At 75.0% G+C, this 22,038-nt stretch carries 21 protein-coding genes; 17 read left to right on the forward strand and 4 right to left on the reverse strand.

Translation table 11 applies throughout. The features are described from left to right. The first annotated feature begins 52 nt into the window (after nucleotides 1–52). Both J3P29_RS06315 and J3P29_RS06320 read left to right on the forward strand, forming a co-directional pair. Nucleotides 53–2,077, forward strand: coding sequence for a 3-hydroxyacyl-CoA dehydrogenase NAD-binding domain-containing protein (locus J3P29_RS06315; protein ID WP_210492179.1), 2,025 nt, complete (start codon nucleotides 53–55; stop codon nucleotides 2,075–2,077). Between the two features lie 48 nt (nucleotides 2,078–2,125). Beyond that, nucleotides 2,126–2,908: an NAD-dependent deacylase gene (locus J3P29_RS06320; protein WP_210492180.1), complete on the forward strand. Its 783-nt coding sequence runs from the start codon at nucleotides 2,126–2,128 to the stop codon at nucleotides 2,906–2,908. Between the two features lie 45 nt (nucleotides 2,909–2,953). Here J3P29_RS06320 and J3P29_RS06325 read toward each other — a convergent pair whose 3' ends face one another. Together J3P29_RS06325 and J3P29_RS06330 are read right to left on the reverse strand one after the other, a co-directional pair. Continuing rightward, entirely contained in the window at nucleotides 2,954–3,865 is a 912-nt protein-coding gene (locus tag J3P29_RS06325) for a hypothetical protein (RefSeq protein WP_210492181.1), read from the reverse strand. A gap of 4 nt (nucleotides 3,866–3,869) precedes the next feature. Further along, the gene (locus J3P29_RS06330) at nucleotides 3,870–6,437 is read right to left on the reverse strand and encodes a lytic murein transglycosylase (RefSeq protein ID WP_210492182.1); all 2,568 of its coding nucleotides are present in this window, start codon (nucleotides 6,435–6,437) and stop codon (nucleotides 3,870–3,872) included. Nucleotides 6,438–6,626: 189 nt separating this feature from the next. Between J3P29_RS06330 and J3P29_RS06335 the strand changes: the two genes are divergently transcribed. After that, complete coding sequence (locus tag J3P29_RS06335) at nucleotides 6,627–7,040, forward strand: hypothetical protein (protein WP_210492183.1); 414 nt, start codon at nucleotides 6,627–6,629, stop codon at nucleotides 7,038–7,040. Here the strand turns inward: J3P29_RS06335 and J3P29_RS06340 are convergent. Continuing rightward, on the reverse strand, nucleotides 7,037–7,714 hold the full coding sequence (locus J3P29_RS06340) for a hypothetical protein (protein WP_210492184.1): 678 nt from the start codon (nucleotides 7,712–7,714) through the stop codon (nucleotides 7,037–7,039). The two genes, J3P29_RS06335 and J3P29_RS06340, sit on opposite strands and share 4 nt — an antisense overlap. A gap of 28 nt (nucleotides 7,715–7,742) precedes the next feature. Between J3P29_RS06340 and J3P29_RS06345 the strand changes: the two genes are divergently transcribed. The 9 genes from J3P29_RS06345 (at nucleotide 7,743) to J3P29_RS06385 (ending at nucleotide 16,641) form a co-directional block, all read left to right on the forward strand. After that, nucleotides 7,743–8,153 carry a hypothetical protein gene (locus J3P29_RS06345; RefSeq protein ID WP_210492185.1) on the forward strand — a complete coding sequence of 137 codons (411 nt, stop codon included), beginning with the start codon at nucleotides 7,743–7,745 and terminating at the stop codon, nucleotides 8,151–8,153. 216 nt (nucleotides 8,154–8,369) lie between these two features. After that, on the forward strand, nucleotides 8,370–9,401 hold the full coding sequence (locus J3P29_RS06350; RefSeq protein WP_210492186.1) for an ATP-binding protein: 1,032 nt from the start codon (nucleotides 8,370–8,372) through the stop codon (nucleotides 9,399–9,401). A gap of 38 nt (nucleotides 9,402–9,439) precedes the next feature. After that, nucleotides 9,440–9,988, forward strand: a complete 549-nt coding sequence (gene hpt, locus J3P29_RS06355; RefSeq protein WP_210492187.1) for a hypoxanthine phosphoribosyltransferase — start codon at nucleotides 9,440–9,442, stop codon at nucleotides 9,986–9,988. Nucleotides 9,989–10,109: 121 nt separating this feature from the next. Then, nucleotides 10,110–12,086, forward strand: a complete 1,977-nt coding sequence (gene ftsH, locus J3P29_RS06360) for an ATP-dependent zinc metalloprotease FtsH (RefSeq protein ID WP_210492188.1) — start codon at nucleotides 10,110–10,112, stop codon at nucleotides 12,084–12,086. A gap of 87 nt (nucleotides 12,087–12,173) precedes the next feature. Next, nucleotides 12,174–13,001, forward strand: coding sequence for a dihydropteroate synthase (gene folP, locus J3P29_RS06365; RefSeq protein WP_210492189.1), 828 nt, complete (start codon nucleotides 12,174–12,176; stop codon nucleotides 12,999–13,001). An 11-nt stretch (nucleotides 13,002–13,012) separates the two neighbouring features. Further along, nucleotides 13,013–13,540, forward strand: a complete 528-nt coding sequence (gene folB / locus J3P29_RS06370) for a dihydroneopterin aldolase (RefSeq protein WP_210492190.1) — start codon at nucleotides 13,013–13,015, stop codon at nucleotides 13,538–13,540. Next, nucleotides 13,537–14,433, forward strand: a complete 897-nt coding sequence (locus J3P29_RS06375; RefSeq protein ID WP_210492191.1) for a thioesterase family protein — start codon at nucleotides 13,537–13,539, stop codon at nucleotides 14,431–14,433. Before folB ends, J3P29_RS06375 begins: the two co-directional genes overlap by 4 nt. Then, nucleotides 14,430–14,987 (forward strand): 2-amino-4-hydroxy-6-hydroxymethyldihydropteridine diphosphokinase, encoded by a 558-nt coding sequence (gene folK / locus J3P29_RS06380; RefSeq protein WP_210492192.1) that lies wholly within the window; start codon nucleotides 14,430–14,432, stop codon nucleotides 14,985–14,987. Before J3P29_RS06375 ends, folK begins: the two co-directional genes overlap by 4 nt. A 1-nt stretch (nucleotide 14,988) precedes the next feature. Next, nucleotides 14,989–16,641: an alkaline phosphatase D family protein gene (locus J3P29_RS06385; RefSeq protein WP_210492193.1), complete on the forward strand. Its 1,653-nt coding sequence runs from the start codon at nucleotides 14,989–14,991 to the stop codon at nucleotides 16,639–16,641. Here the strand turns inward: J3P29_RS06385 and J3P29_RS06390 are convergent. Next, nucleotides 16,638–17,399 carry a glutathione S-transferase family protein gene (locus J3P29_RS06390; protein ID WP_210492194.1) on the reverse strand — a complete coding sequence of 254 codons (762 nt, stop codon included), beginning with the start codon at nucleotides 17,397–17,399 and terminating at the stop codon, nucleotides 16,638–16,640. The two genes, J3P29_RS06385 and J3P29_RS06390, sit on opposite strands and share 4 nt — an antisense overlap. A gap of 76 nt (nucleotides 17,400–17,475) precedes the next feature. On the opposite strand from J3P29_RS06390, the gene J3P29_RS06395 reads away from it, so the two are divergent. From J3P29_RS06395 to lysS, 5 genes are all read left to right on the forward strand, one after another. Then, nucleotides 17,476–18,240, forward strand: a complete 765-nt coding sequence (locus tag J3P29_RS06395) for a type III pantothenate kinase (protein ID WP_210492195.1) — start codon at nucleotides 17,476–17,478, stop codon at nucleotides 18,238–18,240. Between the two features lie 22 nt (nucleotides 18,241–18,262). Next, complete coding sequence (locus tag J3P29_RS06400) at nucleotides 18,263–18,682, forward strand: VOC family protein (protein ID WP_210492196.1); 420 nt, start codon at nucleotides 18,263–18,265, stop codon at nucleotides 18,680–18,682. 87 nt (nucleotides 18,683–18,769) lie between these two features. Beyond that, the gene (locus J3P29_RS06405; RefSeq protein ID WP_210492197.1) at nucleotides 18,770–19,810 is read left to right on the forward strand and encodes a tRNA-dihydrouridine synthase; all 1,041 of its coding nucleotides are present in this window, start codon (nucleotides 18,770–18,772) and stop codon (nucleotides 19,808–19,810) included. A gap of 166 nt (nucleotides 19,811–19,976) precedes the next feature. Next, nucleotides 19,977–20,450 carry a transcription elongation factor GreA gene (gene greA, locus J3P29_RS06410; RefSeq protein ID WP_210492198.1) on the forward strand — a complete coding sequence of 158 codons (474 nt, stop codon included), beginning with the start codon at nucleotides 19,977–19,979 and terminating at the stop codon, nucleotides 20,448–20,450. A 25-nt stretch (nucleotides 20,451–20,475) separates the two neighbouring features. Then, nucleotides 20,476–21,990 (forward strand): lysine--tRNA ligase, encoded by a 1,515-nt coding sequence (lysS, locus tag J3P29_RS06415; protein WP_210492199.1) that lies wholly within the window; start codon nucleotides 20,476–20,478, stop codon nucleotides 21,988–21,990. Nucleotides 21,991–22,038 lie beyond the last annotated feature (48 nt).

Below are 22,038 nucleotides of genomic sequence, written 5' to 3' on the forward strand. Positions count from 1 at the left end.
ACGCCGCCGTGCGACCCCCTCGCATCCGATCTCCAGGAGCAGCAGAGCCGCCATGTCGTTCATCTTCAAGGCCGCCGTCGTCGGCGCCGGGACCATGGGCGGGCAGATCGCGCAGACGATCGCCGCCGCCGGCCTCGACGTCGTCCTCAAGGACGTCAAGCAGGAGCTCGTCGACCACGGGATCGCCGAGGCGCGGAAGGTCACCGAGCGCCAGGTCGGCAAGCTCGTGAAGAAGGGCAAGCTGGACGAGGCCCAGGCCGCCGCGCAGGTCGACGAGATCGTCGGCCGCATCCACGGCACCCTCAGCTACGACGGCTTCGGCGACGTCGACTTCGTCATCGAGGCCGTCCCCGAGAAGCTCGAGATCAAGCAGGCGGTCTTCGCCGAGCTCGACGCCGTCACCCCGGGCCACGCGATCCTCGCGTCGAACACCTCGGGCCTGATGATCTCGGACATCGCCGCCGCGACCGTCCGCCCGGACAAGGTCATCGGCTGCCACTACTTCTTCCCCGCGGCCGTCATGCCGCTGCTCGAGATCGTCGAGGGCGAGCTCACCTCCCCCGACACGGTGCAGACGGCCTACGCCTTCGCGCAGCTGACGAAGAAGCAGCCGATCGTCGTCGCGGAGTGCCCGGGCTTCGTCGTCAACCGCATCCTGGCGGCCGGGATCTCCGAGATCTTCCGCGCCCAGGAGGAGGGCGGCCTGTCGATCCAGAAGATCGACGACGGCCTGAAGGGCAAGACCCTGCCGATGGGCCCGTTCACGCTGATGAACTCCCTGGGCCTGGACCCCTCGCAGCACCTGCAGGCGCAGATGGTCGAGGAGTACGACGGCGGCGACACCTCGCCGGCGGCCCGCTTCTACGCGCACCGCCGCCAGGGCGAGCTCGTCGCGCAGGGCGACCTGGGCCTGAAGACCGGCGAGGGCTTCTACAAGGCCGACGGGTCCCCGAACGTCGAGGGCGACGCCGACCCGGACGTCGACGCGATCGCCAACCTGGCCCACCTGGCGCAGGTGCGCGAGGCCGCGCTGCTGATCGAGGAGGGCGTCTGCGGCCACCGCGACGTCGACCTGGGCATGGCCGCCGGCACCGGTCTGGATCCGCGCCGCGGCATCCTGCCCCCGCTGGTGAAGGCCGACGTCGACGGCCTCGACACGATCCTCGAGCGCTTCGAGGCCGCGGCCGAGGAGCACGGCGAGCGGTTCGAGGCGCCGGTGCTGCTGCGCCGGCTGGTCGCGCAGGGCCGTCTGGGCGCGAAGAGCGGCCAGGGCTTCTACACGTACCCGCAGTACGACGACGAGCAGCCGGCGGAGAAGGTCAAGCTCGAGACGCGCGGCGACGCCGTCATCGCGTGGCTCGACAACCCGCCGATGAACTCGATCTCGCCCCAGGTCGTCGCCGACCTGAAGACGGTCTGGCAGCACCTCGAGGCGAAGGGCGCCCGCGCCGTCGTCTTCGCGTCCGCCTCGCCGATGTCCGCCGTCTTCTCGGCCGGCGCCGACATCAAGGCGTTCACGACGATGGACGCGTCGGGCGGCAAGGGCCTCATGGACGACGCGCACGCCGTGTTCCGCGAGTTCGGCCGCTCGAGCATCGTGACGATCGCCGCGGTGAACTCGATCGCGTTCGGCGGCGGCTCCGAGCTGGCCCTGGCGACCGACATCCGCATCGCCGCGCGCTCCGCCGTCTTCGGCCAGCCCGAGGTCAAGCTCGGCCTGATCCCGGGCTTCGGCGGCACGCAGCGCCTGCGGCGCCTCGTCGGCGACGCGAAGGCCCTCGAGCTCAACCTCGTCGGCGATCCGATCCTGGCGGACGAGGCCTACGCGCACGGGCTCGTCAACGCGGTCGTGGACGACCACGAGCTGATCGACGTCGCCCTGAACTGGGCGCGCCGGCTCGCCGGCCAGGCCCCGCTCGCCGTCGGCAAGATCAAGCAGGTCAGCACGGTCGCCGACCTGGACGAGGGCATCGAGGCCGAGAAGGACGGCTTCGCCGAGATCTTCGGCTCCGAGGACGCCAAGGAGGGCATCTCGGCCTTCCTCGGCAAGCGCGACGCCCGCTGGCAGGGCAAGTAGCCTCTGGTCCGTCCCGTCCGGCGCCGACGCCGGACGGGACGGAGCTCCATGACCGACGCCGCCACCGACCCCGCCGCCCTCGACCGCCTCGCCGCCCTCGTGCGCGACGCGGGCTCGGTCGTCGCGCTGACGGGGGCCGGCATCTCGGTGCCCTCGGGCATCCCCGACTTCCGCACCCCCGGCACGGGGCTGTGGGCGAACGTGGACCCGATGGAGGTCGCGCACGTCGACGTCTGGCGCCGCGACCCGCAGCGCTTCTGGGCCTTCTACGGCGACCGCTTCGCGCGCTACGGCGGCCTGGCGCCCAACCGCGCGCACGACGCGCTGGTCGAGCTGGGGGCCCGCGGGCACCTCGACGTGGTGCTCACCCAGAACATCGACGGCCTGCACCAGCGGGCCGGCTTCCCCGACGTCGTCGAGCTGCACGGCAGCATCGCGGGGGCGCACTGCCCCGCGTGCGGCGAGCGCACGCCGCTCGGCCGGGTGCTGCGGCTGATCGAGGAGGCCACGGACGGCGTGCCGCGCTGCCCCGCGTGCGGGGGCGTGCTGAAGCCGGACGTCGTCCTCTTCGGCGACCTGCTGCCCGAGGCGGCGATCCGCCGCGCCGAGGAGCTGGCGCGCGGCGCCGACCTGCTGCTCTGCATCGGCAGCTCGCTCGAGGTCTGGCCCGTGTCCGACCTGCCGGCCACGACGTTGCGGCGCGGCGGGCAGCTCGCCGTGGTGACGATCGGGGACACCCCGTACGACGACGCGGCGGCCGTGCGGCTGCGCGGCGACGTGGTGGACGAGCTCGAGGGCCTGGTCGCGGCCCTCAACCGCCTCGGCGACTGACGGGACGCGAGCCGTGCGGGCCGCGGCGGGGCCGGGCGCCCGGCCCTAGCGCGGGGCGTCCCGCCGCGGCGGCAGCGCCGCCCGCTCCCCGACGCGCCGCCCGCCGGCCCGGCGGCCCAGCGCCACGAAGAGCGTGCCCAACACGACCCGCACGTCCTCGAGCTGCGCGTCGTCGAGGCCGCCCCGCACCGCCGCGGCCGCGGCGGCCGCGACCGCGGGGCGGGCGTCCCGCAGGGCGTCGAGGGCCTCGTCCAGGTGCGGGGCGTCGCGCCACGGCTCCAGCTCGGCGATCGCGGCCTCGAGCGCCATCCGCAGGCCGAGCGCCGCCTCGCGCGTGCGGCCGTCGGCCAGGTCGCGGCGGGCGGCGAGCGCCAGCACCTCGCCGGCGAGCGCCGCGTCGCGCCCGCTGAGCAGGTCGGCGAGCCGCTCGTCGGCCTCGATGCCGCGACCGCTGCGGCGGACGCGCTCGGGGGCCTGGGCGGGCACCTCGACCGGGCGCGCGGCAGTCCAGCGGCCGTAGGCGCCCTCCTCGCCGGTGCCGTAGGCGAGGGTCGCCCGGACGAGGTCCCGGCCGCGCAGCGGCCGCGGGTCGGGCTCGGCGGCGGCGACGCGGTGCAGGTGCAGCAGCCGCCGCAGCGTGGCGAGCGCGGCGTGCAGCTCGTCGGCGCCGTTCGCCGCGGCCAGCCAGCGGTCCGGGTCGTCGGCGTCGAGCGGATCGGCGTCGACGACGGTCAGGCGCGCGACCGGGACCAGCCCGTCGTCGTCGCCGGGACGGCTGCGGCGCCCGAAGCGCCGCCGCGGCCGCTCCGTCGTCTCGACGACGACGACGGCCTCGGGCCGGTTGGCGTGGCCGCGGACGGTCCAGCGGCCCTCGCGCAGGTCGACCTCGCCGGCGACCTCGACCTGGACGATCCGGAAGAGCGGGCCGGGCGGCAGCGCGCCGGGACGGGCGGCCACCGCGTCAGTCGCCCGTGCGGGCCCGGTCCTGCGCCTTCGGCGTGCGGACGGCGTACTTCGACGGCGTCTCCAGGACGGTGGGGTTGTCGATGTCGCCGATCCGGTCGATCAGCTTAATCCACTGCCCCGGCTTGAGGATCTGGGCGACCTGCTCGCCGAGCTCGGCGTCGCCGCGCACCGAGGGACGGAAGCCGACGTGGATGTGGTCCGCGTGGTCCGGCAGGTACATCGTGTTGTCGGCGCCCGCGAAGGTCATCAGCGAGATGATCTGGTGCGGCTTCATCGTGCCCTGCAGGCCGAGCAGCAGGCGGATCGTCTGCTCGGTGATGGAGCCCGGGCCCTGCGTCTCCTTCGTGATCGTGATGCCGTTCACGGAGGAGATGTCGACGGCGTTGCCGGAGTCGTGCTCGGAGACGTTGCCCGCGCTCGTGATGGCGCCGGGGCGCCGCAGCGACGAGACGCCGATCCGCAGCCCGTTGGCCGTCAGGTACTCCAGGGTGGCGAGCACGCGCCGGTCGACGGCGCCGGCGCGGATCTGCTGCCGGCCGGCCGCGTAGACGTCCAGGTTGGGGTCGGCGAGGACCCGCGCCTGCAGCTGCGCCTTGCTCATGAGCAGGATCTGGCCGGCCGACGCGCCCTCGCCGGCGCGGAACAGCGGCGTGGTGTCCTTCGCGCGCAGCACCGCGGTCGTCTCGAGCAGCTTCCAGCCGTCGAGGATCGGCTTGGGGTCGACGCGCGGCGAGCCCTTGCCCGCCGGGCGGATCTCGAAGCGCACGTGCGGCTTCGCGTCGCTGTCGCCCGAGGGCCGGCCGATGCGGCCGAGGACGGTGCCGGCCATGACCCGCGAGCCCTTGCGCAGCGTCTCCAGGCGCACGTCGGCGGCGGTCAGGCCGCCCGGGATCGTGGCGAGGTAGCTCGAGTACGAGCCGTGGTCCTCCGGCTCCGCCGCGGGCTGCTCGTCGCCGTCCTGCAGCCGCACGTTCGGGCGCAGGGGGTTGGCGTACACGCGGCCCTCCGCGGCGGCGTCGCCGCTGTCCGTCGCGACGGGGCCCTGGCGGGGGGCCTGCGCGTCCGGGGTCGGGGCCCGCTTCGCCGTCGCGTCGGGCGCGCCGCCGCTGCGCGGCTGCTCGCCGGCCGTGGCGGCCGCCGTGGGGGCGGGGTCCTTCGCGTCGCCCTCGTCCTCGGCGCTCGCCGCGCCGGCGGCGTCCTCGTCCTTGGCGACGGGGTGCAGACGGGCCAGCCGGCCGAGTCCGGCGTACGTGTAGGTGTTGCCGTAGACGTCGCGCAGGCGGACGTAGCGGCCGAGCGCCGCGTTCTCGCCGAGCCCGACGACCGTGCCGTCCTGGACGGCGACGGCGGGGGATCCGGCGGGCGCCTCGACGTCGATCTCGCGGCGGTCGGCGGACTCGACCGCCTTCGCGGCGTTGCGACCCGTCGCGGTCGTCGTGCGGGCCTTGCGGTTGGTGTCGTCGCCGGCGTAGGAGGCCTCGTCCGAGGCCACCGGGAACAGGCCCTGCGTCAGCCCGGTGAGGCTGCCGACGAGGTCCTCGGGCAGCCCGCTCACCACGCGGGCGCGCATCAGGACGGAGTCGACGTACCAGTCCGCGTGGTTGTAGGCGAAGATCGCGCGGCGGATGTCGTCCTGCGCGCCGGCGGCCTTCAGGTACCGCGCGGCGGCGAAGATCGCGTCGACGGGGTTGTACGGGTCGGCCTTGCCGTCGCCGTTCGCGTCGACCCCGTACTGCTTCCACGTCGCGGGCATGAACTGCATCCAGCCGAGCGCGCCGGCGGACGAGACGTTCAGGTTGCGCCCATAGTCCGTCTCGATCTCGTTGATCGCGGCGAGGATCTCCCAGCGCACGCCGTACTGGATGCCCGCGGCCTGGTAGATCGGCAGCAGGAACGGCGGGATGCGGAACTTGTCGATGAAGTAGTTGGGCACGCCGACGGGGGCGGCGGCCAGCGGGTCCGCCGGCGTCGTGCCGGCGTCCGGCGCGGTCTCGGTGGTCGCGGTCCCCTGCGGGGTGGCCGGGGTCGCCTGCTCCGTCGCGGTCCGCGTGACCTTGCGTCCGTCCGTGCGGTCGCGTCGCGCCTTCCGCTCCGCGGCGGCCTCCCGCTTCTTCCGTGCGGCCTCGGCCTTCTTGCGCTTCGCGGCCTTGTCGGCCTTCGCGTCGTCCTCGTCCTCGTCGCCGGCGGACGGCGTCGGAGCGGTCGAGGTGGTCGTCCCCGCCGGCGGGGCGGCGGGCGTCGCGCCCGGCGTGGTGGCGGGCGGTGCGGGCGCGGCAGGCGCGGCGTCGGTGGTGGTCGGCGTCGCCGGGGCGGCGTCCGTCGTCGCGGCGGGGGCCGAGGCCTCGCGCACGCGGATGACCGTGCCGCCCAGGTCCGGCAGCGGGATCTGGTCGAGGGGCGTGTTGACGGGGACGTCGACGGTGATCTGCAGGACGCGCCCGCCGGCGAGGGTGACCTCGAGCGTCCGCGCCTGGGCGCCCGCCTGGACGGTCGCGCCGAAGCCGGCGGCCATCGCGCCCGCGGCGGACAGTCCGACGAGCAGCTTCCGTGTCGACAGCGTCATAGGTCTCCGTGGTCTCCTCGTGGGTACACGGCGCACGGCCATGTCCCAGCCCCGGGCCGCACCCTACCACGGGTATCGGCCGCTCCGGGCCGGTTCTGAACCCGTGCACGACGCCTGTCGGGCATGGGCTAGGGTGCGCCCACGCGGCCCCGCCCGGGCCCGCGAGCACCGACGCCGGAGGCAGCCCGCATGACCGACGACCCGTCCACCCCGTCGAAGGACCTTCGCGATCGCGTGCGCGGCGCGAGCGAGGACACGATCGGCAAGCTCGCGCAGGAGCTGCTGAGCAACCCGCTCGTCACGGGCGCGGTCCAGCGCGCGATGGACGTCCGCGAGCGGGCCACCCAGGCGCAGGAGGCGACGTTCGGCGCGCTCAACCTGCCGACGGCCGCCGACGTGGAGCGGCTGACGCGGCGCGTCCGCAACGTCGCCCAGCGGCTCGAGTCGATCGAGGACGCGGTGGACCGGCTCGACGAGCGGCTCTCCTCGCTGGCCTCGGGCGGCGACGACCGGGCCCACGCGGAGATCGTGCGTCGGCTCGAGGAGATCCAGGCGGCCGTCGGCGAGCTCAAGGACGGCGCGGGCACGAAGACGGGCGACTAGCCGAGCGCGGTCGCCGCGAGCGCGCCGACCGCCCGCCACCACGCGGCGCGCTCCTCGTCCGCCTCGGCGGCGGGCGGGAACGCGAGCACCGCCGCGGCCGGCACGCCCAGGCGGGCCGCCGCGGCCAGGAAGGGCGCGGTGCTGCGGTCGACGGCGACGGCGTCCGTCGCCCCGGCAGGCTCCGGGCCGCCGTCCTGGGGGAGCAGATCCACGCTCACCACGGCCACCTCGGCGGCGCCGGCCTCGCGCGCCCGCGCGTGGAGGAGCGGATCGGGGCGCAGCGGGCCGCCGGCGGCGCCGAGCGCGTGCGTGGTGCCGTCCGCCCCGTGCGCGGCCGCGACGGCGCGCAGGCTCCCCGCCGGCGCCCGCTCCGGGTCCAGGGCCGCGGCGGACCCGGCGCGGACCGCGCGCCGCACGCCGGCGTCGTGCAGCTCGCGCAGCACCGCGGCCACGCTCGGGCCGCCCGTGCCGGTGGACTGGACGGTCAGGGGCGCCCCGTCGGCGGCGGCGCCGGTGTAGCCCCACAGCCCGCGGGCGTGGTTGACCATGAGCGGCTTCTCGAGCAGCGTCCGGGCGAGCTCGAGGGCGCGTCCGGCGTCGCCGACGAGGATCGCGCGCTCGGCGACGGGGTTGACGAGCCGCAGGACGGACGGCAGACGCGCGGAGCTGGTCACGGGGACGGCCGAGGATAGACTGACGCCCGTGGAGCCGGACGCCGACACCCCGCGACCCGACGAGGCGCGCTCGCGCCGCTCCGACCGGGTGGACGCGGTGCGTCGTGCGGTCGATCAGGCCCTGTCCGCGACCGCCGGCGCGCCCGCGACGACCCGCGCGCGGGCGCAGGACCTGGCCGAGGAGCTCGGCGCCGTCGTCGGGCGCGTCCGCAGCGCGCTCGAGGAGCTCGGGCAGGCCGGGTCGAGCCAGGCCGGCGCCCTGGCCGAGGAGGTGGGGCAGGCGGTCGGCCGGCTCGGGCGCTCGCTCGACGACGTCCGCCCGGCCGGCACGGAGGAGCTGCGCCGGCTGCGCGGGCGGGTGGACGAGCTCGAGGCCCGGATCGCCCGCCTCGAGGCGGCGGCGGGCGGTGCCGCCCCCGGCGCCGACGACCGCGCCTGACGCGACCTTGACGGCCCGGCGGCCGAGGCGTATGAATGGGCGTACACCAACTCCCGGCCGGTACGTGGACGTGACGTCCGCGAGGCGCGGTTCGCCCGGCGAACGTGCGTCGACGGCCGACGGTGCGGGACGCGTTGCCCGCGGGCGGCGGGGTCCACACGGATCCCGCCGCCGGACAACGCGTCGGTCGGCGACGACCGACGGACGACGGCGTCCGTGACGCGGACGGCCCCCGACCTCGTGGCCCGCGTCGCCGGGACGGAGCTGTTGCCGCCGGGCGCCCCCGTGGTCGTCGGCGTGTCCGGCGGCCGCGACTCGGTCTGCCTGCTCGCGGCGGCGGTCGCGCTGGCGGGCGCGGACGCCGTCCTGGCCGTCCACGTGCACCACGGCCTGCGCGGCCGCGATGCCGACGCCGACGCCGTGCACGCCGCTCGGCTCGCCCGGCGGCTCGGCGCCGCGATCCGTACGGAGCGCCTGTGCCGGCCGCACGCCTCCTCCGGGTCGCCCGCCGTCTGGGCGCGCGAGGCCCGGCGATCCGTCCTGCGCGCCGCCGCCGACGCCTGGGGCGGCCCCGCCACGCCGGTGGCGGTGGCGCACACCGCGACGGACCAGGCGGAGACCGTGCTGCTGCGCGCGATCTCGTCCCCCGGCGCCCGAGCGCGCGCCGGCATGGCGGCGGTCGACGGCGGCGTCGTGCGGCCGCTCCTGGCGGCGGGGGTCCGCCGCGAGGAGGCGGCCGCGTGGTGCGCGGCCCGCGCCCTGCCGTGGCGCGAGGACCCGGGCAACGCGACGTCGCCGCGCGGCCGCGTGCGGGCGCTCCTCACCGGCCTGGAGGCGGTCGACGGCCGCGCGGTGGCGGCGCTCGTCGCCGGCGCGGACCGGGCGCGCGAGGACGACGACGCGCTCCGGGCGTCCGCGATCGCGCTGCTCCCGCCCGGCCGCGCGCCGCGTGCCCCCCGCCGCGCGCTCGCCGCCGCCCCGCCGGCCGTCGCGCGCCGCGCGCTCCGGCTCCTGGCCGAACGCGCCGTGGACCGTCCCTGCCCGCGGGTCGGCGCGCGCCTCGAGGAGGTGCTGGCGCTCGACCCCGGGCCGCGCGGCACGGCGGCGCTCGACCTGGGGGACGGCGTGCGGGCGACGGTCGCGGGGGAGGAGCTGTCCTGCGCGCCGTCACCGCCGCGGGCGGCCCGGGCCGCCGATCCCCCGCCCCCGGCGGACGGTCCCGACGGCCCCGGGGGCGCGGGCGCGTGACAGGGCGGGGCCGCGCCGCAGGGCCTACACTGGGGCGGGTGCGCGACCCGAACATCGGCGAGATCCTCATCCAGGCCGACGAGCTGCAGGCTCGCATCGCCGACATCGGCGCCGAGATCTCGAAGGACTACGAGGGACGCGAGATCCTGCTCGTCTGCGTCCTGAAGGGCGCCGTCCTCTTCGTCTCCGACCTCATGCGCCAGATCACGGTGCCGTGCGAGATCGACTTCATGGCGGTCTCCTCCTACGGCTCCGCGACGCGCTCGAGCGGCGTCGTGCGGATCCTCAAGGACCTGGACGGGTCGATCGAGGGCAAGCACGTCCTCATCGTCGAGGACATCATCGACTCCGGCCTGACGCTGCAGTACCTGCTGCGCAACCTGCGCTCCCGCAACCCGGCCTCGCTCGAGATCTGCTCGCTGCTGACGAAGCCGAGCCGTCGCGAGGTGGAGATCCCCATCGCCTACACCGGGTTCGAGCTGCCCGACCGCTACGCGGTTGGCTACGGCCTCGACCTCGCCCAGCGCTACCGCAACCTGCCGTACGTGGCCGCGCTGACCGAGGAAGCCATCGCGGCTGCGGGCTAGTGCGGAGCGCGGGGTCCGTGCTAACCCCCAGGCGGCGTGACGGTTACAGGGGCGTTGCTACGCTAGTGCCCCGGCTTCGCTCCTCGCTCGTCGTGAGGGGGACCGCAGTCGGTCACCCACAATGAGCCGGTTCTTCAAGAGCGCCCTCTTCCCCATCCTCATCGTGCTCCTGCTCGCGTTCTTCGCGCAGCAGCTGTTCGCGAGCGAGGGCAAGGAGAAGTACACGTACGGCCAGTTCACGGAGCAGCTGGCCAACAAGCAGGTCAAGAGCGTCGTCATGAAGACGAAGGACAACGCTCTCGACGTCGAGCTGAACAACGGGAACAAGTACGAGGTCGGCTACGAGCGCGACAACGGCAGCGTCCTGACCGCCCAGCTCGACCAGGCGCAGAAGCAGCGCGACATCCAGACGTTCGACATCAAGTCGTCGAAGACGTCGGGCCTCGTCAGCGCGCTCGTCTACATCATCCCGTTCGTCCTGATCCTGGCCGTCTGGTTCCTGATCATGAACAACGTCCAGGGCGGCGGATCGAAGGTCATGCAGTTCGGCAAGTCGAAGGCGAAGCGGATGTCGCCCGACACGCCGAAGATCACCTTCCGCGACGTCGCCGGCGCGGACGAGGCGGTCGAGGAGCTCCACGAGATCAAGGAGTTCCTCGAGAACCCGAAGAAGTTCCAGGCGCTCGGCGCGCGCATCCCGAAGGGCGTGCTGCTCTTCGGCCCTCCGGGCACCGGCAAGACCCTCCTGGCCCGCGCCGTCGCCGGCGAGGCCGGGGTGCCGTTCTTCTCGATCTCCGGCTCGGACTTCGTCGAGATGTTCGTCGGCGTCGGCGCCAGCCGCGTCCGCGACCTCTTCGAGCAGGCGAAGCAGAACTCGCCCTGCATCATCTTCATGGACGAGATCGACGCCGTCGGTCGTCACCGCGGCGCCGGCATGGGCGGCGGGCACGACGAGCGCGAGCAGACGCTGAACCAGCTCCTGGTGGAGATGGACGGCTTCACGATGACGGACAACATCATCCTCATCGCCGCCACGAACCGCCCCGACATCCTGGACCCGGCGCTCCTGCGCCCGGGCCGCTTCGACCGTCAGATCGTCGTCGACCGCCCGGACCGCAAGGGCCGCGCCCGCATCCTCGACGTGCACACGCGGGGCAAGCCGCTCGCCCCCGGCATCGACACGGAGACGCTCGCGGGCCAGACCCCCGGCTTCACCGGCGCCGACCTCGCCAACCTCGTGAACGAGGCCGCCCTGCTCGCCGCCCGCTCGGGCAAGAAGCAGATCGGCCAGCACGAGCTGGAGGAGGGCATCATGCGCGTCATCGCGGGCCCCGAGAAGAAGACCCGCGTGATGACGGAGAAGGAGCGGGAGATCACCGCGTACCACGAGATGGGCCACGCCTTCGTGGGCCACTTCCTCGAGCACGCGGACCCCGTCCACAAGATCTCCGTCGTCGGCCGCGGGCAGGCGCTCGGCTACACGATCTCGATGCCGTCCGAGGACAAGTTCCTCACGACGCGCCAGCAGCTGCTCGACCAGATGGCGATGACCCTCGGCGGCCGCGCCGCGGAGGAGATCGTCTTCGGCGAGATCACGACCGGCGCGTCGAACGACCTCGAGAAGGTCACGGGCTCCGCGAAGCAGATGGTCATGCGCTTCGGCATGAGCGAGCGCCTCGGGCCGCGCGTCTTCGGGCACGACAACGGCCAGCCGTTCCTGGGCCGCGACATGAGCTCGACGCCGGACTACTCGGACGAGATCGCGCGCGAGATCGACGACGAGATCCGCCGCATCGTCGAGGACGCGCACCAGCGCGCCACCGACATCCTCAACGACCACCGCGAGGCGCTGAACACGATCTCCGAGATCCTGATCCGCCGCGAGACGATCGAGCGCGACGAGTTCCTCGCCCTGCTCGACGGACGCCGCGAGGAGGACGTCTTCGACGACGAGCCGCCCGCGTCGACCGGCCTGCCGGCCGCGGCCGAGGACGAGGCCGCGCGCAGCGAGCGGCCCGCGCCGCGCCCGCTGCCCCGCCCGGGCCTGGGCACCGCGATGGACGCGGGCGACGGCCCGGCCGGCCCCCGCATCGCCTGACCGGCGGCGCCCCCGCGGCGCCGCCCCAGCATCCTCACGACGGCGGCCTCCGGGCCGCCGTCGCGCGTTCCGGGCTACGCTCGACCGGTGCCCGCGCCCTTCGCCGTCATGGGGATCGTCAACGTCACGCCGGACTCGTTCTCCGACGGCGGCGAGTGGTTCGGCACCGAGGCCGCGGTGCGTCACGGCCTCGAGCTCGCGGCCGCCGGCGCGGCGATCCTCGACGTCGGCGGCGAGTCGACGCGGCCCGGCGCCGATCCGGTCCCGGCGGACGAGGAGCTGCGGCGCGTCGTCCCGGTGATCGAGGCCCTGGCGGCCCGCCTGCCCGACGTCGTGCTCTCCGTCGACACGACGAAGGCGGCGGTGGCCGCGGCCGCGCTCGACGCCGGTGCCACGTACGTCAACGACGTCTCGGGCATGCTGCTCGACCCCGACATGACGCCGCTCGTCGCCGAGCGCGGCGCGTCCTGCTGCCTCATGCACATGGTCGGCGACCCGCGCACGATGCAGGCCCAGGCGCAGTACGGCGACGTCGTCGACGACGTGCGCGCGTACCTCGAGGAGCGGGTGGCCGCCGCCGTGTCCGCGGGCATCCCGATCGAGCGGATCGACGTCGACCCGGGGATCGGGTTCGCGAAGACGCAGGAGCACAACCTGGAGCTGCTGCGCCGGCTGGACGAGATCGTCGCCATCGGCCCGCGGGTGCTCGTCGGGACCTCGCGCAAGAGCTTCCTGGGGCGCATCACCGGCCGCGACGACCCGCGTCAGCGGCTGGCGGGGACGATCGCCACGAACGTCCTGGCGCTCGCGTCGGGCGCCGCCGTCTTCCGGGTCCACGACGTCGGCGCCGTCCACGACGCGCTCGCCGTCGCCGCGCACGTCGTCCGCTCCGGGCCGGCGCCCGGCCGGTGCTAGCGTGGCCGCCCATGGACGACGCACGCGACGAGCGCCCCGACGACGACGCTGACGAGTCGCACCGCCCGGAGCGCCGCGCCGATCGCGGCGGCGCGCCGATCGATCCCGAGGACCTCGACCTGGACGCGGACGACGACGAGGACCTCGACGAGGACTTCGAGGGCGAGCGCGACGAGATCACGATCGAGATCCGCGGGCTGTCGCTCTACACGCACCACGGCGTCAGCGCCGCCGAGCGCGAGATCGGCCAGCGCCTGCTCGTCGACCTGCGGATGGCGGTCGTCGACTGCGACGCCGTCGTGACCGACCAGGTGTCCGACACGATCGACTACGGCGAGGTCTGCCAGCTCGTCGCGCTCGTGGCGCAGCAGCGGTCGTACAAGACGCTCGAGCGGCTCTGCGCCGCGATCGCCGACCGCATCGTGGCGGACTACGGGGCCGAGGAGGTGTGGGTGAAGTGCACGAAGCCCGAGCCGCCGATCCCGCTGGCCGTCGAGGAGGTCTCCGTGGAGCTCTGGCGCGCCGGGGACGGCGGGTGACCGGGACCGCGCCGGTCACGCCGGCGACGACCGCGTTCGCCCGCGCCACGGCCGTCCGGTCCCTCGGCGACGGGCGCTACCGCGCCGAGGTGGGGGCGGACTGGTCGGCGCCCACCGGGCCCAACGGCGGCTACCTCGCGGCGATCCTCGTCCGCGCGCTCGAGGGCGAGCTGGCGCCGGAGGGCGAGCGGCGCCTGCGCTCGCTGACGGTCCACTACCTGCGCACCGCCGCGCTGGGCTCGCTCGAGATCGACGTGCGCGTCCTGCGCACCGGCCGGCGCACCGCGAGCGCCGCCGTCTCCGCCCGGCAGGACGGGCGCGACGTGCTCGCCGGCCTGGCGGCGTTCGCCGCGCCCGGCCTGGACGCCGCGGCGACGTGGACGCCGGCGGCGCCCGACGTGCCCGCCCCGCCCGCGCCGGACGCCCCCGCCGTGCGCGGCGCCGACTACCGGCCCGGCGGCGGCGCGTGGCTCGAGGCCCCGCCCGGCACGCCGTCGATCTCCCGGCAGCTGCGCATGGCGCCGGTCCTCGGCACCGGCCCGTTCGTCGCCCGGCCGCTCGACGGGGATCACGGCGTCGAGACGGGCGGCTGGATCGCGTCGCCCGAGGCGCAGCCGGTCGACGCCGCGTACGTCGCGCAGCTCACCGACTTCTGGTGGCCGCCGGCCTTCGAGGTGCTGGAGCGGCCCGCGATCGCGCCGACGATCGATCTGACGATCCACCTGCGCGCCGACCTGCCGCCGGGCGGCCTGCCCCCGACGCCCGTGCTCGGCACCTACCGTTCGACCGCCGCCGTCGACGGGCTGGTCGAGGAGGACGCCACGCTCGTCCTGCCCGACGGCTCGCTGCTCGCCCAGGCCCGCCAGCTCGCCCTGCTCGCCCCGCTGTCATGACCGACGCCCCCGAGCTGCGATCCGGCGAGCGCCTGGGCTACCTGGGCCTGGGCTCGAACGTCGGCGACCGCCGCGCCCAGCTGCAGGCCGCGGTCGACGCGCTGCCGGCCCACGGCGTGCGCGTCCTCGCGTCGTCGGCGACGTACGACACGGACCCCGTCGGCGAGATCCTCGACCAGCCGTCGTTCCTCAACGCGTGCGTGCGGATCGCGACCGCCCTGGCGCCCGAGGCGCTGCTGGACGCCTGCAAGGCCGTGGAGCGCGGCCGCGGGCGGCAGACGGACACGAGCGCCCCCGACTACGTGCGACACGGGCCGCGCCCCGTCGACGTCGACCTGCTCCTGCTCGGCGACGCGCCGTACGCGTCCGAGCGCCTGACGCTGCCGCACGCGCAGGTGACCGAGCGGCGCTTCGTCCTCGTGCCGCTGCTCGAGCTCGACCTGGGCCTGACGCTGCCGGACGGCACCGTCCTGGCGGACCGGCTGGCGGCGCTGCCGCTCGACGAGGGCGTCCGTCGGGCGGGCGATCCCCTGACCGTGCCCGCGGAGGCCTGACGTGCCGGCGCGGCTCGTGCTCGGGCCGCTGCTGCGGCACGTCGACGCGACCTCCGCGACGGTGTGGGTCGAGACGGACGCGCCCGCGACCGTCGAGATCCTCGGGCACCGCGGCCGCACGTTCGAGGTGGGCGGCCACCACTACGCGCTCGTGCGCGTGGACGACCTGCAGCCCGGCACCGTCACGCGCTACGGCGTGACGGTCGACGGCGCGACCGTCTGGCCGCTCCCCGACGACCCGTACCCGGCCCCCGCGATCCGGACGGTCGCGCCCCACGACCAGCTGCGGGTCGCTTGGGGCTCGTGCCGCGTCTCGCGTCCCCATCGCGACCCCTTCGACCTGCCGCCGGGCAGCGACGACGAGGCCTTCGGGATCGACGCGATCCAGGCGCTCGCGGAGGAGCTGCGCGACGGCCCGGCGGAGGAGCTGCCTCACATGCTGCTGTGGCTGGGGGACCAGGTCTACGCGGACGACATCCCGCCCGCGATCGAGGAGCGGATCGCGGCCCGCGACGCCGACCGGCGCGGCGCCCCGGCGGACCAGGTGGCGGACTTCGAGGAGTACACCTGGCTGTACCACGACGCCTGGAGCACCCCGGCGGTGCGCTGGCTGCTCTCCACCGTGGCGAGCGCGATGGTCTTCGACGACCACGACGTGCACGACGACTGGAACACGTCCCGGGCCTGGCGTCGGACGTTCGCGCGGAAGCCGTGGTGGGAGGAGCGCGTCGTCGGCGCGCTGGCGTCGTACTGGGTCTACCAGCACCTGGGCAACCTGTCGCCGGCCGCGATCGACGAGGACCCCCTCTACGCCCGCGTGCAGGCCCACGACGGCGACGTCCTCCCGCTGCTGCGCGAGGTGGCGCGGCAGGCCGACGAGGACCCGACGACGATCCGCTGGAGCTACGTCCGCGACCTCTGCGGCACACGCATCGTCGTGGTGGACTCGCGGGCCGCCCGCGACCTGGGCTCGCCCGACGGCCGCCCGCGGCGGATGGTCGACGCCGACGAGTGGGCGTGGGTGCGCGAGCAGGCCGCCGGCGACCACGACCACCTCTTCCTCGCCACGTCGGTGCCCGTCGTCGTGGGGCACGGGATGCACTGGCTCGAGGCCGCCTCCGAGGTGCTAGCGGCCGGGCGCCTGGGCCGCGGGGTCGCGTGGGCCGCCGAGCGCGCGCGGCGGGCCGTCGACCTGGAGCACTGGTCCGCCTTCGGTCGCTCGTTCGACGAGATGGCGGAGCTGCTGGACGACGTCGCGGCCGGCCGGCTGGGGCGGGCGCCGGCGTCCGTCGTGCTGCTGTCGGGCGACGTGCACCACGCGTACGTCGACCGCGTCGGCTTCCGCCGCGACGGCACCGCGCGGAGCCCCGTCCTGCAGGCCGTCTGCTCTCCGTACCGCAACCCGCTCCCGCCCGGGCAGCGACGGGTCATCGGGGCCCTGCACGGGCGCCCGGCCTGGGCGGCGGCGCGGGCCCTGGGCCGGGCCGTCGGCGTGCCCGACCCGCCCGTCGGCTGGCGGCGCGAGCTCGGCCCGTGGTTCGACAACCAGCTCGCGTGGCTCGAGCTGCGCGGGCGGACCGGCCGGCTGCGCTTCCAGCGGTCGGCGCCCGGCCCGCGCCTGGAGGATCTGGGCGCGCTGCCGCTGGCGGACTAGCGGACGGCGGGGACGGCGGCGCGCAGCGGCGCCAGCCACGCCTCCGGCAGGGCGCCGGCCGGGACGCGCCCGTCCCAGTCGGGGAAGATCCGGAGCGCCAGGCGCCCGGCCGGCCGCTCGCGCAGCGCGGGCGCCAGGTCCTCGAGGGTCATGAGCAGGCGCAGGCCGGACGCGATCTGCAGGTCGGCGGCGCCGACCGCCTCGCCGCCGAGGGTGCCGTCGCGCAGCCAGGCGTCCACGGCGTCGAGGGCCAGCGGCAGGTCGGCCAGGTCGGCGCGGACCCCGGCGTCCGTGACGTGGTTGAGCCGCTGCTCGATGCCGACGACGAGTGGCCCGAGCAGGATCCGCGCGAGCGGCGGGACGGGCTTCCGGGCGTGCTCCTGGTAGCTGGGGATCGCGCTCGGGCGCCGGTCGAGCGCGCCCCACAGCACGCGCCGGACGATCGGCTGCAGCACCTCGTCGCCCCAGCGCTCGGCCTCGAGGGCCGCCTCGCGGGCGGGGCCCGGGGCGGGGTAGAGCGCGGGCTCGGGCACCCGCTCCTCGAGCCGGCGCAGGATCGCGCGCGACCCCGCCACGCGCTCCCCGTCCGCGAAGACGACCCCGGGGACGGTGCGGCGCCGGAACAGCGCGAGCTGGGGGAGGGGGTGCGCGGACGGCGGCCACTCGACCACGCGGTGCTCGACGCCCTTCAGCTCGAGCGCCCGCTCGACGGTGGCGCACGGATGCGAGCCGTGGACGACGAAGAGCGTGGTCGGCATGGGGCGGAGGATAGGCGACCCCGCCGACCCGTCCGCGGACGGCGTCCCACCGGCCGCAGCCGCGATACTGCCGCGGATGCTCCTCGTCGTCGACGTCGGCAACACCCAGACGCACTTCGGCGCCTTCCGCGGGCGCGAGCTCGTCGAGCACTGGCGGTTCGCCACGGTGCGGCACGAGACGGCGGACGAGCTGGGGGCCAAGCTGCGCGGCCTCCTGCAGCTCCGCGGCATCGGCATGGAGGACGTCTCCGCGTCCATCGTGTCGTCCACGGTGCCGCAGCTCGCCGACGAGTGGCGGCACATGTCCGACCGCTACCTGGACCACGAGATGGTCGTCGTGCGCCAGGGCATCCGCACCGGCATGGCCCTGCGCTACGACAACCCGCGCGAGATCGGCGCCGACCGCCTGGTCAACGCCGTCGCGGCGTACGACCGCTTCCAGGCCGCGTGCGTCGTCGTCGACTTCGGCACCGCCATCACGTACGACCCGGTGTCCGCCGACGGCGAGTACCTGGGCGGCATCATCAGCCCGGGCGTGGAGATCTCGCTCGAGGCGCTGACGTCGCGGGCCGCCGCGCTGCCGCGCATCGACCTGGTCGCGCCGCGCCAGCTCATCGGCAAGTCGACGATCGAGGGCATCCGCTCCGGCGTCATCTACGGCTTCGCGGGCGGCGTCGACGCGATCTGCGAGCGGCTCATGGACGAGCTGGGCCACGACATCCACCTCATCGCCACGGGCGGCCTGGCGCGCCACATCGTCCCCCACTGCCGGACGATCGACGAGGTCGACGACATGCTCACGCTGACGGGCCTGCGGATCCTCCACGAGCGCAACGCGTGAGCGACCGCGTAGCGTGGGGGGCATGGCTTCGCACCTCGTCCACACCTGCGTCCGCGTCCGAGACATCGACGCCTCCGTCCGCTTCTACGAGGCCCTCGGCTTCGAGCGTCGCGGCCGTCTGAACTTCGAGACGGCCTACAACGTCTACCTCGGCCTGCCGGGCGACGGCGACCGTCTCGAGCTGACCGTCAACGTCGGCCGCGACGAGCCCTACGACCTCGGCGAGGGCTACAACCACGTCGCGCTCACCGTCGAGGACCTCGACCAGCTCCTGGCCAACCTCAAGGCGCAGCTCGGCGTCGAGCCCGAGAAGGCGCCGTACCACCCGGGCGGCCGCGAGGAGCTGCCGCGCATCGCGTTCGTGCAGGACCCGGACGGCTACCGCATCGAGCTGATCGACGGCGCGTTCCCCACGCCGCAGGACGCCGCCCCCGAGGCCTGAGCCGCCCGCCGCGCGCCCGCCCGGTCCGCCCGGGCGCGGCGCCGCCGCCCGGCGGCCCCGGCGGTCGCGGGCGCTACCCTCGGGGGGATGCCGTCCACCGCGTCCCTCACCGAGTCCTGGTCCATCGCGGGCGTCGCCGTGCCCAACCGGGTCACGCTCGCGCCGCTCGCCGGGATCGGCAACTGGGTCGTCCGCCTGCAGGCCAAGCGCTACGGCGCGGGCTACGCGGTCTCCGAGATGGTCTCGTCGTTCGCGATCCACTACCGCAACGACAAGACCCTGCGGGACCTCCTGAAGTTCAAGGCGGAGGAGCGCGAGAGCGGACCGGTCGCGATCCAGCTCTTCGGCCAGGACCCCGAGGTCATGCGCTCCGCCGCGGCGTACGTCGCCGAGCACGTGCCGGTCGACGTCATCGACCTGAACATGGGCTGCCCCGTCCCCAAGGTCGTCAAGACCGGCGCGGGCGCGGCGATGCTCAAGGACCCGGACACCGCCGTGGCCGTCGCGAAGGCCGCGAAGGAGGGGTCGGGCCTGCCCGTCACCGTCAAGCTGCGCTCCGCGACGAAGAAGGACGGCGAGCACGACGGCTACGCGCTCGCGCACCGCCTGGTCGACGAGGCGGGCGTCGACGCGATCGGCTTCCACCCGCGCAGCGCGCAGGTGCACCACAAGGGCTTCCCGGACTACGACCTGGCGGCCCGCCTGGTGCAGGAGCTGCCCGTGCCGGTCGTGCTGTCGGGCGGCCTGCACGACGACGCGCAGACGCTCGCGGCGTACGAGCAGGTCGGCCCCGCGGCCGTCATGCTCGCGCGCGGCGCCCTCGGCAACCCGTGGCACTTCGCGGCGCTGCTCGGCCTGCGCGAGAGCGCGGTGCCGACGGTCGACGAGGTCGCGGCCGAGTTCGACTGGGTGCTCGACCGCACGATCGAGCACCTCGGCGCCGAGCGCGCGGGGCGCTACCTGCGCAAGCACTACCCGTGGTACGTCGAGCGCCTGGCCGACGCCGCCGCGGGCGCGCTCGACGCGACGCCGGACAAGCGGCTGCAGGAGGCGCTGCAGCGCACGGAGGACGTCGAGGCGGCCCGCGCGGCGTTCCGCGAGGCCGCCGGCGCGGCCGTCCCGGCCTGAGCTGCGGCTCCGACGACCGTCCGCAGGCCGCGCCGAGGCCTGGCGCCGCCGGAGCGCATGGCTATACTGCCCGCTCCGTTCGGCGGACGTCCGCGTCCGTCGGCGCCCCGCACATCCCCATCGGGCCGCGCCCCCGCGAGCGGTGCCGAAGGCGAAAGGTCGCACGTTGCCCAAGGACGTCATCCTCACCCCCGAGGGTCTCGAGAAGCTCAAGCAGGAGCTCGATCACCTCTCGACCGCCAAGCGCCGCGAGGTGGCGGAGCGGATCAAGGACGCCCGCGAGTTCGGCGACATCTCGGAGAACTCCGAGTACGACGACGCGAAGAACGAGCAGGCCGCCGTCGAGCGCCGCATCCTCGAGATCGAGGAGCAGCTGCGCTCGGCCTCCGTCATCGACGAGTCCTCCCTGACCACCGACAGCGTGCAGGTCGGCACGCGCGTGACGGTCAAGGACGAGAAGGGGGGGACGAAGGAGTACGCGCTCGTCGGGTCCGCCGAGGCGAACCCCGAGGAGAACAAGCTCTCGAACGAGTCCCCGGTCGGCAAGGCCCTCATCGGCCAGCCGAAGGGCGCGACGGTCACGGTGAACCTGCCGAACGGCCGGACGCGGACCCTCGAGATCACCGACATCTCGCGATGACCGGCGCGCCCGCGCGCCCCTCCGCATGACCGACCACACTCCCGACGCCCCGGCCGGCGACGCCGGGGACGGCACCGACCTGCTCGCGGTCCGCCGCGCCAAGCTCGACCGTCTCCGCGCCGCGGGGATCGAGCCGTTCCCCCACGACTTCGACGACGTCGAGCCCATCGCCGACGTCCGCGCCCGCCACGAGGGGCTGGAGGCCGGCGCCGAGACCGACGTCCGCCACCGCATCGCGGGCCGCCTGCGCGCCCGCCGCGGCCAGGGCAAGATGGCGTTCCTCGACGTCGACGACCGCTCCGGCAAGCTCCAGGTCCAGGCCAAGCTCGACGTGCTCGGCGAGGAGCGCATGGAGCGCCTGCTCGAGGACGTCGACCTCGGCGACCTGATCGGCGTCGACGGCGTCGCGTTCGTCTCGCGCCGCGGCGAGCTGACGCTGCGGGCCGAGGACGTCACCGTCCTCGCCAAGTCCCTGCGCCCCCCGCCCGACAAGCACCACGGCGTGCAGGACGTCGAGCTGCGCCAGCGCCGCCGCGAGCTGGACCTCATCGGCAACGACGACACCCGCCGGGCGTTCATCATGCGCTCGCGGATCGTCTCCGAGATCCGCCGCTTCCTCGACGACGCGGGCTTCCTCGAGGTCGAGACGCCGGTGCTGCAGCCGCTCTACGGCGGCGCGCTCGCGCGGCCGTTCGTCACGCACCACAACGCGCTGGACCGCGACCTGTACCTGCGGATCGCGACCGAGCTGTACCTCAAGCGCCTCATCGTCGGCGGCCTCGAGCGCGTCTACGAGCTGGGGAAGAACTTCCGCAACGAGGGCATCTCGCACAAGCACAACCCCGAGTTCACGATGCTCGAGTGGTACGAGGCGTACGCGGACGTCGAGGACGCCGCGAACCGCCTCGAGGCGTGCGTCGCGCACGTCGCCGCCGCCGTGGAGGACCTCGCCCCGCCCTCCCCGATCCGCTGGACGGAGCCGTGGGCGCGCAAGACGCTCGCGGGCGCCATCGAGGAGGAGACCGGCATCGACGTGCTCGCCCACCGCACGGCCGACGAGCTGGCCGCGGTCATCCGCGCGTCGGACCGCACGGACGTCCAGCCGGACGGTCGGACGTGGCCGCAGCTCGTGGACGACCTGCTGAGCAAGGACGTCGAGCCCAAGCTCATCCAGCCCACGATGCTCTTCGACTACCCCGTCGAGCTGTCCCCGTTCGCGAAGCGCAAGCGCACGGAGAGCGGCGAGGACACCGGGCTCGTCGAGCGCTTCGAGGCGTTCGCCATGGGCATGGAGATCGCCAACGCGTTCTCCGAGCTCAACGACCCGGACGAGCAGCGCCGCCGCTTCGAGGAGCAGGCGCGCCTGGAGCTCGAGGGCGACGACGAGGCGCAGCCCTACGACGAGTCCTTCGTCGAGGCGCTCGAGCAGGGCATGCCCCCGACGGGCGGCCTGGGCCTGGGCATCGACCGGCTCGTCATCTGCATGACGGGGCGCAGCACGATCCGCGAGGTCGTGCTCTTCCCGACGATGCGCGACTGAGCGTCACCCGTCGTGACTGGCGACCGTGCGCCCCGGGTACCCGAGGGG

Origin of the sequence: Patulibacter sp. SYSU D01012 (assembly GCF_017916475.1) — a bacterium.
Lineage (GTDB): Bacteria > Actinomycetota > Thermoleophilia > Solirubrobacterales > Solirubrobacteraceae > Patulibacter.

Excerpts from the sequence above, each read along its gene's own strand:
- ftsH (WP_210492188.1), top strand. The coding sequence starts at position 10,110 with ATGAGCCGGTTCTTCAAGAGCGCCCTCTTCCCCATCCTCATCGTGCTC.
- J3P29_RS06320 (WP_210492180.1), top strand. The coding sequence starts at position 2,126 with ATGACCGACGCCGCCACCGACCCCGCCGCCCTCGACCGCCTCGCCGCC.
- J3P29_RS06330 (WP_210492182.1), bottom strand. The coding sequence starts at position 6,437 with ATGACGCTGTCGACACGGAAGCTGCTCGTCGGACTGTCCGCCGCGGGC.
- J3P29_RS06335 (WP_210492183.1), top strand. The coding sequence starts at position 6,627 with ATGACCGACGACCCGTCCACCCCGTCGAAGGACCTTCGCGATCGCGTG.
- J3P29_RS06405 (WP_210492197.1), top strand. The coding sequence starts at position 18,770 with ATGCCGTCCACCGCGTCCCTCACCGAGTCCTGGTCCATCGCGGGCGTC.
- lysS (WP_210492199.1), top strand. The coding sequence starts at position 20,476 with ATGACCGACCACACTCCCGACGCCCCGGCCGGCGACGCCGGGGACGGC.
- J3P29_RS06395 (WP_210492195.1), top strand. The coding sequence starts at position 17,476 with ATGCTCCTCGTCGTCGACGTCGGCAACACCCAGACGCACTTCGGCGCC.
- folK (WP_210492192.1), top strand. The coding sequence starts at position 14,430 with ATGACCGACGCCCCCGAGCTGCGATCCGGCGAGCGCCTGGGCTACCTG.
- folB (WP_210492190.1), top strand. The coding sequence starts at position 13,013 with ATGGACGACGCACGCGACGAGCGCCCCGACGACGACGCTGACGAGTCG.
- J3P29_RS06400 (WP_210492196.1), top strand. The coding sequence starts at position 18,263 with ATGGCTTCGCACCTCGTCCACACCTGCGTCCGCGTCCGAGACATCGAC.
- J3P29_RS06390 (WP_210492194.1), bottom strand. The coding sequence starts at position 17,399 with ATGCCGACCACGCTCTTCGTCGTCCACGGCTCGCATCCGTGCGCCACC.
- J3P29_RS06315 (WP_210492179.1), top strand. The coding sequence starts at position 53 with ATGTCGTTCATCTTCAAGGCCGCCGTCGTCGGCGCCGGGACCATGGGC.